Here is a 14343-nt window from a genome sequence, read left to right as displayed (position 1 = left end):
GGCGTGCGTTACCCGGCGTGCGGAGGTGCGGCATGAACGCGATCACGACGTGTGTGCGGTGCGGCCGGCGTGGGGTCCGCGACTACGTGAGCGACCACGAGACCGCCGCCGAGGGCGGGGTGTTGTCGTGGCGGTGCAGCAACACCGAGGCGTGCACCCGCCGTCAGCACGCCACCGACGCACCCGGGCCGGAGGGCACCGGGTCGTACGCGAGTGCGGCGGCGGTCGCCGGGTTGGCGCGGGAGGTGGAGGCGCTGCGCACGACGGTGGAGCCGTTGACCGGGGTGCCCGGTCAGGTCACCGAGCTGGGCAGGTCGGTGCAGGCGTTGGCGGACAAGGCCGCGCGGGCACGTCCGGCGGCCGGGGGTGCACCGTCGTGGCTGGACCTGCCGACCGATATCCCCACTGTCCGCTCGGTGCTCGACGAGCTGTGCGGGTGGATGCGGGAGGTGTTCCTGCGCTACTCCGACGCGGTCAGGGCGTTGCCGGTGTGCTGGTTGTGGCACCCCGATGTGGTCGAGGAACTGCTGTGGCTGATGTATGCGTGGCTGGCCGCCTACCGCGACGACGAGGGCACGGTCGCCAAGGCCGGGGATTGGCATGACCGCTACCGCCCCGGTGTGGTGCGCCGGATCAAGGCGGCGACGGGCAGTTGCTCGCTGGAGAACCACCAGCCCCGCGGCGACCGCTACACCGGTGCGCCCGTGGTGCCGGTCGCGGATGCGATCGCTCCGCTGGCGGACTGGTGGGCCGTCCACCGTGGCGAGGCCCCGCCGGAACCGGACCAGGCGCAGCTCGACGCGGCCGACGCTGCCTACCGCCGTGCCGGGGGTGGTCGGCGATGAGTGCCGAACTGTGGATCACCGTTGTCACCGCCGCCGGATGGCTGGCCGCGTCCGGTACGGCCCGGTACTGGTGGCATCGCGCCCTGTTCGACGAGCTGACCGGCCTGCCCGGTCGTGCCCGTCTGAACACCGCAGCCCGCCGCGCCGCGCGCCGTGGTGCGCGGGTGGGTGTGCTGTTGCTGGACGTGGACCGGTTCAAGGCGATCAACGACACCCACGGCCACCGCGCCGGTGACGCCCTGCTGACCGTCATCGCCACCCGGTTGAACGCGGCGACGGGGCGGGGTGAGGTGGCGATCCGGTTGCACGGCGACGAGTTCGCCGTATGGCTCGCCGCCACCACACCCACCGCGGCCGCGCGCCGTGCCCGCGAAGTGTCCGCCGCACTGGCCCGCCCGGTTGTGGTGGAGGGCCGGGAGCTGACCGTGACCGCCAGCGTCGGCCACGCCACCGGACGCGCCCGCGACCTGGCCGGGCTGCTGCACGCCGCCGATCAGTCGATGTACGCGACCAAACGCGACCGCACCGCCATCGCCACCCTGCCCGGCGGACCCGGTCAGACGCGGTTGCGCGATGCCCGGAAGGACGTTGCCTGATGCACACCACCGATTCCCGTAGCCGCTGGACGAAGTGGGCATTGTGGGCTCCCGGCCTGACGGTGGCCGCTGGTGCCGGGGCCGCGACCGCGCACGGCGCGTTCGAGGTCGCCGTGGGCGCGGGTGTCCCGGCCGGGCTGGCGTGGATCTACCCGCTGATCACCGACGGGCTCGCCCTGGTCGCCTACCTGGCCACCGCCCGGTTGTCGGGTTCGGCCAGTGGCTACGCCTGGTTCGTGGTCGTGCTGGCCGCTGGGTTGTCCGGTCTGGCTCAGGCCGCCTACCTCGCGGGTGGGGTCGGTAGCTCGCCGCCGGTGCTGCGCTTCGGTGTCGGGGCGTGGCCGGCCGTCGCGGCGGCGATCGTGGCGCACCTGCTGTTCCTGCTCGCCACCGCCGGACGCACCACCACCCCCGACGAGGCACCGAAGCCCGTCGCGTCCGACCGTCCGGCCGCGCCGACACCCGAGCCCGTGCGTCCCGCGTCTGTACGCCCCGCGCCTGTACGCGCCACTGTTGTACAGCCCGGGCCCGTACAGCCTGCCCCGGTGAACACCCCAGCTGTACAACGCCCGGAACCCGGGTGGGCTGTACAGCCCACCGTGCCGTCCACGCCTGCTGTTCAGCCCCCACGTCCGGTCCAGCCGTCCCTCGCCCTCTCGGTGTCGCCGCGCCAAGGCGAGGCCGAGTCGCGCCCGTCGTCGCCGGTACGGGACCAGGCGCGCGCTGCCGCCCGTCGCCACTTCGCCCACCACGGCAGCCTGCCGACGGTCACCGAACTCATGGACGCCGCCGAGGTGTCCCGAGGCACCGCAGGAACCGCGCTCAAAGAGCTACGAGAGCACCCCGCACACCTGCACGCAGTCCACACCACCACCGAAGCCAAGGCCCAGTCATGAGCACACAGAAGCCCACCACAGCAGCAAGTCCCACGAAGTCCAGCAATCCCACCAATGTCACCAGTAGTCAGCAAGTAGTCACGTATTTAGGAACAAGGAAGAAGACCGAAGAAGGATCACACCTAGGCATCACGATCCGATGGGCCGGTGCGCCCTGCCGGGCACCCGGGAACGCCGCTGGCGCGGCGGTGGAATCGACCACCGTTGTTGATCTTGCTTGGTGGGTCTGATGCTGACGATCGCCACGGGATATTCGGTCGATTACCTCACCGATGAGGTCGCCGCGGGGCGGGAGAACTACTACACCGGCGCAGTCACGGCCGGGGAGCCCCCGGGCCGCTGGTACGGGCGCGGTGCCGAAGCGCTCGGCCTGACGGGGCTGGTTGACGCGCAGGACATGACCGCGCTCTACGAGCAGTTCGTGGACCCACGCGACGAGTTCTTCCGCGACCCGGCGCGTTGGGCGGAGGCGTCCACTCTGGGGCATACCGGCCGGAAGTACGCCACCGAGGAGGAGTTGTACGCGGCGGCGTTGGACGCCGAACCGGACGCCAGCGGTGAACGCCGTACAGAACTGCGGTTGGACGCCGGGAAGCGTGTACGCAAGAACGTCGCGTTTCTGGACGCGACGTACAGCGTCCAGAAGTCGGTGACCGTTCTGCACACCGCGTTCGAGGCGCAGGAAGTGAACGCCCGCGACACCGGCGACGAGGACGGCGCGGCGGCGTGGGCGGCGCACCGGCAGGCGGTCGAGGACGCCATCTGGGCCGGGAACCGGGCGTCACTGGACTACCTCGCAGACCACGCCGGGTACTCGCGGGTGGGGCATCACGGCGGGGCCGCCGGCCGGTTCATCGACGCGCACGACTGGACCGTGGCGTCGTTCTTCCAGCACGACTCCCGTAACCACGACCCGCAGCTACACATCCACAACGCCATCCTCAACCGCGTCCAGGGCACGGACGGTCAGTGGCGCACCGTCGACTCGCGCGCCATCCACAAGTACCGCGGCGCCGCATCGGCGGTGGGGGAGCGCACCACCGAGGAACACCTGGCCCGCGCACTGGGCGTGCGGTTCGCGACCCGCCCGGACGGCAAGGCCCGCGAGGTCGTGGGCGTGCGCCAGGAGGTGATGGACCTGTTCAGCTCGCGGCGACGTGCGATCACCCGCCACACGGCGACGTTGGTGGAGGCGTTCGAGGCGAAGTTCGAGCGGGAACCGACCACCTTGGAGCTGGACCGGTTGCAGCGCCAGGCCACCTTCGCCACCCGCAACGCCAAGACCCACGACGGTGAGACCGTCGAGGCCCGCCTCGAACGCTGGGATGCCCAGCTCCGCGCCGAGGTGGCCGGCGGACTCGCATCGGTGGCCAGTGACGTGCTCGACCTGCACGGGCAGGCGCCGGAGGCTGCGACGTGGACGCCGCACGAAGTGCTCGAAACCGCACTCGCCGACGTCCAGTCGAAAAAGGCCGGCTGGACCGCACCGGACCTGACGCGCGTGATCAGCGACGCACTGCCCGATCAGCTCGGTGACCTGGATGGCGCGGACGTGGCGCGCCTGCTGGACGGTCTCACCGAACAGGGCGTGGCACTGGCCGTTCCGCTGGACGCTGAGCGTCCGGCCGACGCCGTACTGCCGAACGAGCTGCGTCTGGCGGATGGACGTTCGGCGTACGAAGCGCCGGGCGGACGGCTGTACGCCACGCCGGAGCATGTGCACACCGAGCGCGCACTGATCGCCGCCACCGCGGTCGGTGGCTCACGAGCCCTCGACCGCACCGCCGCGGACGGGTTCGTGGCCGCGCTCGCCGCGACCGGGATCGAACTCGGTGCCGACCAGGCCGCCGCCGTGCGCGGCGTGCTGTCCTCCGGTGCCGACGTCGAATCCCTTGTCGGCCCGGCAGGGACGGGGAAGTCGTTCGTCGTCGGCGCGCTGGCGAAAGCGTGGTCGGACCCGGACCTGTGGGACGGGCAACCGCGCCGCGTCATGGGGCTGGCGTCGAGCCAGATCGCCACCGATGTGCTAGCTGGGGAAGGCGTCGAGGCCCGCAACATCGCCCGCTGGCTCGCCACCCAGAAACGCCTCGCTGCCGGGAACACGGTCGAGGCCGACGAGCAGTGGCGGCTGATGGCGGGGGATCTGGTGGTAATCGACGAGTCGGCGATGACCAACACCGCCGACCTCGCCGCGATCCATCGCCACGTCCACGCCGCCGGGGCGAAGCTGCTGCTGACCGGCGATCACCGCCAGCTCGCCGCGGTCGGTGCCGGGGGCGGCATGGACATGATGGCCACCGCCGGAGCCAGCTACGAACTCACCGAAGCCCGCCGCTTCCACGCGGCCTGGGAACGCGACGCCTCCCTGCGGCTGCGCGAGGGCGACCAGAGCGTGCTCGGCGACTACCACAAACACGGCCGCCTGCTCGATGCCGGAACGACGGAGCAGGCCGAGCAGTCCGCCGCGAAAGCGTGGCTCGGCGACACCCTCGCCGGACGCCGCTCGCTGCTGATCGTCGACACCAACGAGCAGGCCGCGAACGTCTCCGCCGACCTGCGCGCCGAACTCGTCCGCCTCGGCAAGGTCGACGACCACGGCGTGCCCCTCGGCCTTCAGGGCACCTACGCCGGTGCTGGTGACCTGATCCAGGCCCGCCGCAACGGATGGAGCCTGGCCGGGTTCGAGGGCAACCGGCGCGGACCGATCAACCGCGAGCAGTACCGCGTCATCTCCACCCGCGACGACGGCGGCCTGGTCGTCGCCCCCATCCTCGGCCGCGACGCCTCCGGCGAACAGCTCGGCGATCCGATGACCCTGCCCGGTGCCTACGTCGGTGAACACGTCGCGCTCGGCTACGCCTCCACCGTCCACGCCGCCCAAGGACTCACCGTCGACACCTCCCACTCGGTCACCACATCCGCGACCGGAGTGGACGCCTTCTACGTCGGCATGAGCCGCGGCCGCGACGCCAACACCGCCCACGTGGCCACCCTCGCCGTCCCACCGGACGCGCCCGAGGGTGCCGCCCTGGACGCGGTGCACCGCTCACCCAGCTCCGTGCTCGCCGCGACCTTCGAGACCGCCACCACCGCCCAGTCCGCGCTCGCCACCGCCACCGAGTCCACGGAGGACACGACCGCGATCCGCACCCCGGCCGAACTGCTGGCCGATGCCACCGAACTCGCCACCGCCGGCCGCACCACAACCTGGCTCGACCAGCTCGTCGCCGACGAGGTGTTGACCGCCAACCAGCGGGCGAGGATCGCCGCCGAAGACGGCGGCCCCACCCTCAGCCGCGTGCTCCGCCGCGCCGAACTGGCCGGCCACGACCCGCAGACGGTACTCACCGATGCGGTCGCCGCCCGCCCGCTCGGTGGGGCGCGGCAGTTGACCAACGTCATCCACCACCGCATCACCGACGCCGTCACCCTCGATCCCACCGGCGACACTTACACCGACTGGCTGCCCGCCACGAGCGAACCGCAGTGGCAGAGCTACCTCGCACAGCTCGCCGACACCGCCGACCAACGCCGCCTCGAACTCGGCAACCAGGCCGCCGCCGACGCACCGGCGTGGGCGGTCGAGGCGTTCGGGCCTGTGCCGGCTGAGACCGCCGCCGCGGATGACTGGAAGGCGAAGGTCGGCGTGGTCGCCGCGCACCGCGAGCTGGTCGGGCATGACGACGACAGCACCGCTCTCGGTGCCGCACCAAAACCTGGACAGGTCGAGACGTACGCTTCTTGGCGCTCGGCCTGGCGCGCGCTCGGCCGTCCCGAAGCCGGACGCGACGAACTGGAAATGAGCGACGGACAACTCCGAGTCCGTGTCCGGGCCTACCAGCGCGAACAGAACTGGGCACCGGCCTTTGTCGCCCACGAACTCGCGGGCACCAGCCAGACCGCCGCCGACCGCCGCCAGTCGGCCGCGCTGCGCCGTACCGAGGCTGACGCCGCGACCGACCCGCAGGAACGCGCCCGGCTCACGGCGGAGGCCGATGAAGCCGACGCGCTTGCCGCCGTTCTTGCTGAACGGGGCGAACAGCTCGCCGTCGCTGACCAGGCCCGTGCGCAGTGGCTCGCGCACACTGCCGCGACGCGGGCGGCTGCGGACCGTGCGAAGGCGGAGTTGTCCGCGCGTCATGTCGACGAGCGCGAGGCCGAGTTCGCAGTGACCGCCGCGGAATGGCTCGAAGCTCACGCCGCCGACACCGCCGTCGAGGACCAGCACCGGCCCGTCACCCACGAAGCCGAACTGGCCGAGATCGCCGACGAACGCAGCGCCGACACCGTTGCCGTCGCTGTCGATGAGGACGAACAGGTCGCGGCCGAGCCGGTCGAGGACGTGCGCGAAGTCGTCGAACCGGCCGAGGACACCGGCGATCAGGTGCGAGTGCCAACCGCGGACGAAACCGCCAAGGCCGTTGCCCGTGCACAGCAAGCGCTTCACGAGATCGAGCTACGAGAAGCCGCCGACCAGCGGGCCGCCGACGAAGCCCGCGCCGAGCAGGTCGCGCGCTGGCACGCCGCCGACCAGGCCGCCGAACAGGAAGCGGCTCTCGTCGAGAGCGGTGAGGTGATGGAACATGCCTGAAACCCGGGGAACGGCCTTAGCTGGCGGGACCACCAGCTGGCGGATCCGGTGACTCCGCCAGAGCGGCGCTAAACCGTGGCGTGACATCCGTACCAAGCTGTGCACCTGTGGTGATGAGGAGTCGGTTGCCGTTGACGTGAGAGGAGTACCGGCTCGCCGTCTCGATTTCGGCGGCCGGCACCTCGCGGGCCCAGCGCAGCCCGTAGGTAGAGCTGTCGAAGGTGATCAATACGGCGACGTCGAAATCGAACGAGCGGAAGACCGAGAAGATCGTCCCCGCCTGCGTGCCCGGGCCGACAGTTCTGGCCTTCACCTGAATCCGCTGTCCGTCGGCGGCCAGCAGGTCATAGGACTTGGCCGAGTTCGCGGCCAACTCTCCTTGATAGACCCGTGCGGCAAGGTACTCGGCGTAGTCACCCAGCGGCGCATTCTGCGTCCGCACCACGTCACGCCGCCGCAGCTCTTGCAGGATCGCTGCATAGCGGCCCAGCAACTCGGGAACAGGAACGTCGCTCAGGCCGTCAGGATTCATGTCCAGACACTACGCGTGGCATGTCGCCGTCCCCAGTCGTCGAACTGGCGGAGTCACTGACGGGGGTCGACGTCGAGCGGGTACGCGCCGACCCGGCGCCACACCCAGTTGAACGTGGTCACAATGCCCAGCGCCCAGCCAGGCTGGTGTTGCAGCCACGTCGGCACCGGTCGCCGCGCCAACTGCTTCTCGGCGGCCAGGTGCTCCGTCTCGATCAGTTCCGGATACGCCGACACGGTGCGGCGGGTCACCGGCGAGCGTGCCGGGTGCCACGCCCCGGTGGCAGGACGGACGGTCGCGGCAGCGAGCCACCGGCAGGTCACCACCACGCCACCGGCATACCAGTCCGAGGAACCGGTGGCCATGCGCTGTTCCGCCGCGAGCCACAGGGCAGCGAACTCGTCGCAGGACACCCGCAGGTTGCCCGCAGGAATTCGAGTCAGGTCCGACGCGGTGACGTCCATGTCTTCGAGGATGACACGCCCTACCGACCATTTCCGCCGCTCAAGGGCGGTGGTGACGGTGACGGGCACCCTCCCTGGCGGTCGGGAAACCGGTGCCTCCCTCCGGTCGGCGCTCTCCTGGCTTCACGCGATGTCCGTAGCTACTCGCCTCGGGTGGTGCGCACAAGTCCGGTTACCACGACGGCACCTCCCCAGCAAGGGGTCCGAAACATCTTGGCCGCAAAAAGCGCGCGGCCAACATCTTTCGGCCTGATCCCTTGCTGGCGAGCCTCCGCCGCCGTGGTCGCCCTCGCCCGCGGGCAGGCACCGGAAACCCACCGGCGCAGCCCGCAGGCCCAAGGGCCAACGGGACCATAGAACTCCGGATGGGTGACTCGGATGGTGGAGGGCAGCGGACCGAGTCGATCACCGCGCACCTCATCAGTGAAGGGGTCGACAATCGCACGCCTGCCAGACGGCCGAGCGCCTCGTGACGCTGCTGCGGAACGAGCCCTACCTGCTCCGTAGCTGGTGGCCGCCGTTCATCCAGCACTGCACCGCATCCCATCCCAAGCCACTCGACACCGGTCAGGTCCTGGATCGACTCGAGCCACGGTGTCCTCGACGCGATCGAACGCTTTGAGCTGCTGTTTGACGACCTCGACGAACCGGACCCCGATGTCAAGTCTTGCCGGATATCTCGCTGGCACGACCAGACGACCGGGGTGAACACCGCGTGCCACGACGACTGCTACAAGCACTACTACAAAATCACTAAGAGCGCCAAACAAGGTGGACGGGCCGGGTCGTGACCGGCCCGCCCACCTGCGTTTTCCCGCCCGCATGGCCGCACGTCGAGTGCAAAGGTTCACACGAGGAGGCTTGGATTCCATGGACGGTGATACTTTAAGGGCTCATTTTTAGTCCTCCGATAGTATCAAAATGGAGTTTGAGATGTTGACCGACCTGAGCCCAGGAGATCAGTTGCTCCGCCGTGAGCTCCACCAGCGGTTCGGGGGGCGCCAGCAAGGTGGCATTGGGCCGTCGAGCAAGGCCAAGGTCGTGATGTTCTTTACCGCCCCGGCGGTCGGCCAGCAGCACGGCTACTACGACGGCTGGGACTCTGACAGGCTGTTCCACTACGTCGGCGAGGGGCAGCGAGGTGACCAGCAGCTCACGCAGGGCAACAAATCGATCCTGAACCATCGCCGAGATGGAAGGTCGCTCGAGGGATTCCGGAGTGAGGGCACCACAGTTACGTACCTGGGCGAATTCGAGCTGGTGGGCTACTACTTCACCGACGCCCACGAGACCGGCGACCCGGACAGTCTCCGGCAGGTTGTCGTGTTCAAGATGCGGCCGCTGAACAAGGTGCCGGTCGACCTGCCGCAATTGCCGGTGAGTCCCGCCGCCGAACCTAGGGCCGAACGCGTCCCGGTCGAGGAGCAACACACCGAGCGTGCGCACGTCAGCCCGGACCGCGAGCCGTACGAGTTTGAGAGACGGGAGGCGACGCTGGTCCACCGCTACCAGCAACACCTGGTACGCCACGGGCACGACGTCAGTCGGCTCCGTCTCATCCCACCGGGCGAGACGAGCCCCCTCTATAGCGACTTGTGGGACGAAACCACTAGGGAACTGGTTGAAGCCAAGGGAACGGTCACGCGCCAGCAGATCCGACTCGCGGTCGGACAGTTGCTGGACTACCAGCGCTTTGCGAACGCCGAGAGTCTGGCGCTACTCGTGCCGACGCGACCCCGCGATGACTTGCTCGCGTACCTGGACGCGGTCGGCATCAAAGTCGTCTACCCAGACGGACACGACTGGGTACGGTTGACGCACGCGAAGGCTGCTGGTGCTTAGCCTCGGTGCCTGGCGCGGATCCGATAACGCTCCGGCTGCGGACCCAAACTGTCTGTAGACGCTGGTCCGATGGGGTGACCAGGGCAACAATTCGGGTATGAACTGTCTCAACCTGTCGCAAACTGTCGCACCCGTACACATGATGAGGGGACAGAGGACGGACTGGGAGGGGCGCCATGACTGTGGAAGTCATTGAGGTCAGCAGTGGGGACTTGCTGGCCCGTCGTCAGCGGCTGCTCCACGAGGTCAACTCCACCCACGAGGAGCTGCGCGAGCGCGTGGCCGCCGAGGTCGCTACTACGTCCGAGATCGAAGCACTTGAGAGCCTGGACGAGGTGGAGTTCTTACTCGGCGAGCAGCCTTGACTTCACCGCCCTTCGATCTCCTCACGACAACCAAAGCGTTCGCGCAGGAAGTCCAGGATCTTCTAGATGCTGTTTTCGCGGTGCCAGCAGGTGCCGACCTGGCCGTCCGACAGATAAAGGTGCTGTCGCACGGCGTCTACCACGCCGTGCGGGCGGGCACGCTGGAGAAAGTCGGCAGCATCCCCTTGTATGCCGGTGAGAAGCCGATCGCGTCATTGCTCGTCAACTTCCGTTGTGAGCCAGATCAGACTGGTGAATACCTTGCGGTCCGGAAGTCAGAGTTTTCGATCAGTTCGACGCTTGAAGGCACGCCGCTTTTAAGATGCGACTTTGATCAGAAGGCGCATTCAGTCCCCGCGGCGCACTGGAACGTCCATGCCGAACGAGGCGCCGTGTCGGTGCTCCTGGCGCGCAATAACCGCAAGCATTCCGGACTGTTGTCCGAGGTGCACCTACCTGTCGGTGGATCCCGATTCCGGCCCTGCCTCGAAGACTTCCTGGACATGGTCGTGCGAGAGTTCAAGTTGGATACCAAGCCTGGGTGTGACGGTGCCATTGCTGCAGGGCGCGAGAACTGGCGCGTCAAGCAAACCCGCTCCGCTGTCCGCGATAGCCCGGCAGCCGCCGCGGAGGTTCTGAAGAAGATGGGGTATGCGGTCACGCCCCCGGAAGGGGGTCATCGGTCGCCTAACACCGACATGTTGCAGTGCCGCTAGGGGTATCTGTACGGCCGGCCGAATGGGCCTGACGATGGGTGCGAAAGTCCGACGGGAGCATGCAAGGCAGCCAACGCAGACAACGCCTCGGTCAGCTTGACCAGCGCTATCCGCCCGAGACCGCGCCTACCAGCACCTTTGCAAGGCGGGGGTCAGGGGTTCGATTCCCCTCAGCTCCACACAGTCTGACCAGCGGTTTCGCAAGTAGCTCGCCCCAGGCGCTACGCGAAGCCGCAGACCCGCGGGCCGCCGAGGAAGCTACCCTCGCCGCCGAGACGGCCGAGGTGATGGAACGTGTCCGGGATCCGATGTGGGATAGACGTGGCTTAGCTGGCCGCTGCGTGTCCGCCGGACTGTTCGTAATTCGGCGGCGTGCCCGCGAGCCAGGAACTACCGTTCAAGTCTCATTCTTCGGCTTCCATATCAAACGGGGATGGCGCCTTGAGCACACCGGATCTCGGTCCTGTACCCCAGCGCGTCACTGTCGACGCGGAGCAGGTGCGCCGGTTGATCAGCGAGCAGTTCCCGCAGTGGGCAGATCTTCCGGTTCAGCCCGTGGCCAAGAGTGGTTGGGACAATGTCACCTTTCACCTCGGCGACGGAATGCTGGTGCGTCTGCCGAGCGCGGCTGCGTACGCCCTGGCGGTCGACAAGGAACAACGGTGGCTTCCGGCACTGGCTCCTCGCCTACCGCTACCCATCCCTGCCCCGCTGGCGAAGGGACATCCCGGCGCGGGCTACCCCTTCTCGTGGTCGATCTATCAATGGCTGGACGGCGATCCTGTGAGTGCGGACCGAATTTCCGACCCGGTCCGCTTCGCTCTCGACTTGGCCGGGTTCCTGGCAGCCTTGCAGAGCGTCGATGCCGCCGGCGGCCCCCAGCCGGGGAAGCACAACTGGTTTCGAGGGGCTCCCCTGCGCACCTACGACGCGCAGACTCAGCGTGCACTCGCGGCACTGGACGGCCACATCGACGTTGATGTGGCCCTCGAAATCTGGCAGACCGCGCTCGACGCCCCCTGGGACGGAGTGGACATCTGGTTCCACGGCGACATCGCACCAGGGAACCTCCTGATTGACGGCGGGGAGCTGGCGGCCGTCATCGACTTCGGTACCTGCGGTGTCGGCGACCCGTCCTGCGACTTGGCCATTGCCTGGACACTGCTGACCGCAGATGGTCGGCAGGCGTTCCGCGAACGCCTGTCCGTCGCCGAGGCGACATGGGCACGCGGGCGCGGTTGGGCCCTGTGGAAGGCGCTGATCACCTACGATCGGACCGTGGGCCGGGCCGACGAGGACGCCGCCAGTGCGCGTCGCGTCCTCGACCAAATCTTCTCCGAATACTCGACCGACCGCCGCAGAGGATGAAAGGTCAAGGTCAGCGCATCGGCGAACGTGTCGACGCCAAAGGCCGGCCGGATCCGCTGGCAGAGGCCACCATCACCCGCATCGAGGCGGGCCTGGCCGGCACGCACGGTCGATGCTCACCCCCGCCGGTGGGACGTGGCGCGATTCGGTGGTGCCCGTCGACGAGCCGCTCAGTACCCACGCTCCGTTCTGGCAGGCTGGAGTGACTGCGACACCGTGGGTGAGGGGACGAACGTGGGGGACGCACGCGCTGAGCCGGTCGAACGCGATCATCTGCTACTGGCGTTCGACGGGCCGGTCTGCTCGCCGTTCGCCAGGCTCAAGGCCGAAACGGTCGCCGATCGGCTAAAGGTACTGCTCGGCCCCGGTGTGCCGCGTGAGGTGGCGCGGACGCGCGATCCGTTCGACGTGCTCCGTTACGCGGTGAGCTGCGGCCCGGACACCGCCCACGTCGTCGAGCGGCAGTTGCGGCGGCACGAACTGGAGGCGGTCACACTGGTACGGGAGAAGCCGGACGTACGTGGGGCGCTGCGGCGGCTTACCGACGCCGGCATCACCGTCACCGTGTTCGGCAACCTCGCGGTGGACGCCGTGTCTTCATTCCTTTCGCTGCGCGATCTGGCCGAGGACGCGAAGTGGGTCAGCGCCCGCGCTTCCGGCGACCCTGCCCGCCTCACCCCGGACCCTTTCCTGCTGCACCAGGCGATTCACGCGTTGGGGAGTTCGGCGGAACGGTGCCTGGTGGTGGCCGAGTCGGCCGCCGATCTGGCCGCCGCGGCGGCCGCCGGTATCGACGCTGTCACCAGCCTGCGCGATCCGGCGGCCACCCCCGCACCGGCGAGCAGGTGGCCGCCGGATCGGTGATCAGCCGCAGAGCGCCTGGTTGACGAAATTCTTCGTGGCCTCGCCGGAGCCCGCACCGTCGGCGATCACCGGGGTGTTGATGCCGGTCGACAGCGCGCGCGTGCCGTCGGAGACGGTCATGGTCGTGTATCCGGCGATCTGCCCGATGTGGCCCCAAGCGGTACCGCAGTCGGTCTGGAACTTCTGCAGGCCGATGCCGTACTCGCCGGTGCCGCCGAGCAGCGCGTTGACGAATTTCGTCATGTCGGTGCCGTCCGACACCCGCGCCGGCCGCACCCCAGACGGCGGGTTCGTAGTTGGTGACGTCGGCGAAGGGCGCCCCGCCGACGTCAGAGGTAGCCGCGCGAGTACGGATCGGGCAGGCCCTTCTCGCCCGCCGCCGGAAGGAAGGTCGACGGCATGCCGACGCGGTCCAGGACGTGGGGGCGATGGCCGTCTTCAGGTCGTCACCGGTGAGCTTCTCGATCAGCATGCCCAGCACGGTGTAACCGGTTTTGGAGTCAACGGCCAAACCCGCGATGCGTACGGGTGGCGCGTCGCGGTTCCCGGTGGACGGCACGGCGTGCGGACCGTCGGTACCCGCGCCTACCGTGCGAGACGGAGGTGATCGGCATGTCGTGGCTGTGGGCGTTCCTCGGCCTGGTTGTCGTCGCGTACGTGGTTCCGGGTCCGGACTGGGTGGTGATCCTGCGTCAGTCGGTCCGCGATCGGCGGGCAGGCCTGGTCGCCGCGGCGGGCGTGCAGTGCGGGCTCTGCGTGCATCTCGCCGCCGCCTCGCTCGGGGTGTCGGCTCTGCTGCTGCGCAGTGCGCTCGCGTTCACGATCCTCAAGATCGCCGGCGCCGCGTACCTGATCTTCCTCGGCGCGCAGGCACTGTGGCGCTCGCGGCGCAACGCCGAGCCGTACTCGGAGGAACCCGCCGCCGACGGTCCACTGACCCGGATCTTCGGGCAGGCACTGGTGTCGAACGTGCTCAACCCCAAGGCCGCGCTGTTCTTCGTCAGCCTGCTGCCGCAGTTCGTCGACCCGGCGGCCGCGGTGGCACCACAGGTGCTGCTGCTGGGTGGCATCGACGTCGCCGTCGGGATCGTGTGGTGGGTGCTGTTCGTGGCGCTCACCGGCAGGCTGTCCGGGTTCATGCGCCGGGCGAAGGCACGCCGGATGCTCGATCGCGTGACCGGTACCGCCCTGGTCGGGCTGGGTGCGGGCGTCGCAGCCACAGCTCGCTGAAATCCCTCGCGAACGAGGACCGATGCTGTCCTAA

General features: G+C 68.9%; 13 protein-coding genes. 10 read left to right on the top strand and 3 right to left on the bottom strand.

The window, feature by feature from the left end; genetic code table 11:
* Nucleotides 1-86: 86 nt before the first annotated feature.
* From CFN78_RS13575 to mobF, 4 genes are all read left to right on the top strand, one after another.
* The gene (locus tag CFN78_RS13575) at nt 87-845 is read left to right on the top strand and encodes a hypothetical protein (RefSeq protein ID WP_205660507.1); all 759 of its coding nucleotides are present in this window, start codon (nt 87-89) and stop codon (nt 843-845) included.
* Nucleotides 842-1441, top strand: a complete 600-nt coding sequence (locus CFN78_RS13570) for a GGDEF domain-containing protein (protein WP_094863135.1) — start codon at nt 842-844, stop codon at nt 1439-1441. The genes CFN78_RS13575 and CFN78_RS13570 overlap by 4 nt, the downstream gene beginning before the upstream one ends.
* Nucleotides 1441-2337, top strand: coding sequence for a hypothetical protein (locus tag CFN78_RS13565; protein ID WP_133116347.1), 897 nt, complete (start codon nt 1441-1443; stop codon nt 2335-2337). The genes CFN78_RS13570 and CFN78_RS13565 overlap by 1 nt, the downstream gene beginning before the upstream one ends.
* 229 nt (nt 2338-2566) lie before the next feature.
* Nucleotides 2567-6928: a MobF family relaxase gene (gene mobF / locus CFN78_RS13560; RefSeq protein WP_094863315.1), complete on the top strand. Its 4362-nt coding sequence runs from the start codon at nt 2567-2569 to the stop codon at nt 6926-6928.
* Between the two features lie 16 nt (nt 6929-6944).
* Here mobF and CFN78_RS13555 read toward each other — a convergent pair whose 3' ends face one another.
* On the bottom strand, nt 6945-7460 hold the full coding sequence (locus CFN78_RS13555) for a DUF6998 domain-containing protein (RefSeq protein WP_094863133.1): 516 nt from the start codon (nt 7458-7460) through the stop codon (nt 6945-6947).
* A 53-nt stretch (nt 7461-7513) separates the two neighbouring features.
* On the bottom strand, nt 7514-7924 hold the full coding sequence (locus tag CFN78_RS13550; RefSeq protein ID WP_094863132.1) for a hypothetical protein: 411 nt from the start codon (nt 7922-7924) through the stop codon (nt 7514-7516).
* Between the two features lie 933 nt (nt 7925-8857).
* Here CFN78_RS13550 and CFN78_RS13545 point away from each other — a divergent pair.
* From CFN78_RS13545 to CFN78_RS13525, 5 genes are all read left to right on the top strand, one after another.
* Nucleotides 8858-9766: an SRA domain-containing endonuclease gene (locus CFN78_RS13545; protein ID WP_133116346.1), complete on the top strand. Its 909-nt coding sequence runs from the start codon at nt 8858-8860 to the stop codon at nt 9764-9766.
* Between the two features lie 176 nt (nt 9767-9942).
* Nucleotides 9943-10131, top strand: coding sequence for a hypothetical protein (locus CFN78_RS13540; RefSeq protein WP_094863130.1), 189 nt, complete (start codon nt 9943-9945; stop codon nt 10129-10131).
* Nucleotides 10128-10847: a hypothetical protein gene (locus CFN78_RS13535; RefSeq protein ID WP_094863129.1), complete on the top strand. Its 720-nt coding sequence runs from the start codon at nt 10128-10130 to the stop codon at nt 10845-10847. The genes CFN78_RS13540 and CFN78_RS13535 overlap by 4 nt, the downstream gene beginning before the upstream one ends.
* Nucleotides 10848-11288: 441 nt before the next feature.
* A complete protein-coding gene (locus CFN78_RS13530; RefSeq protein ID WP_094863128.1) occupies nt 11289-12215 on the top strand; it encodes an aminoglycoside phosphotransferase family protein in 927 nt (308 codons plus the stop codon).
* 234 nt (nt 12216-12449) lie between these two features.
* Nucleotides 12450-13079: an HAD family hydrolase gene (locus CFN78_RS13525; RefSeq protein WP_165777547.1), complete on the top strand. Its 630-nt coding sequence runs from the start codon at nt 12450-12452 to the stop codon at nt 13077-13079.
* Here the strand turns inward: CFN78_RS13525 and CFN78_RS13520 are convergent, their stop codons facing one another.
* Nucleotides 13080-13322 (bottom strand): hypothetical protein, encoded by a 243-nt coding sequence (locus tag CFN78_RS13520; protein WP_133116345.1) that lies wholly within the window; start codon nt 13320-13322, stop codon nt 13080-13082.
* A gap of 369 nt (nt 13323-13691) precedes the next feature.
* Here CFN78_RS13520 and CFN78_RS13510 point away from each other — a divergent pair, with 369 nt between their 5' ends.
* Nucleotides 13692-14309 carry a LysE family translocator gene (locus CFN78_RS13510; protein ID WP_094863314.1) on the top strand — a complete coding sequence of 206 codons (618 nt, stop codon included), beginning with the start codon at nt 13692-13694 and terminating at the stop codon, nt 14307-14309.
* Nucleotides 14310-14343 lie beyond the last annotated feature (34 nt).

Origin of the sequence: Amycolatopsis antarctica (assembly GCF_002262875.1) — a bacterium.
Taxonomy (GTDB): domain Bacteria; phylum Actinomycetota; class Actinomycetes; order Mycobacteriales; family Pseudonocardiaceae; genus Amycolatopsis; species Amycolatopsis antarctica.
This window is presented reverse-complemented; position numbering and strand designations above follow the sequence as displayed.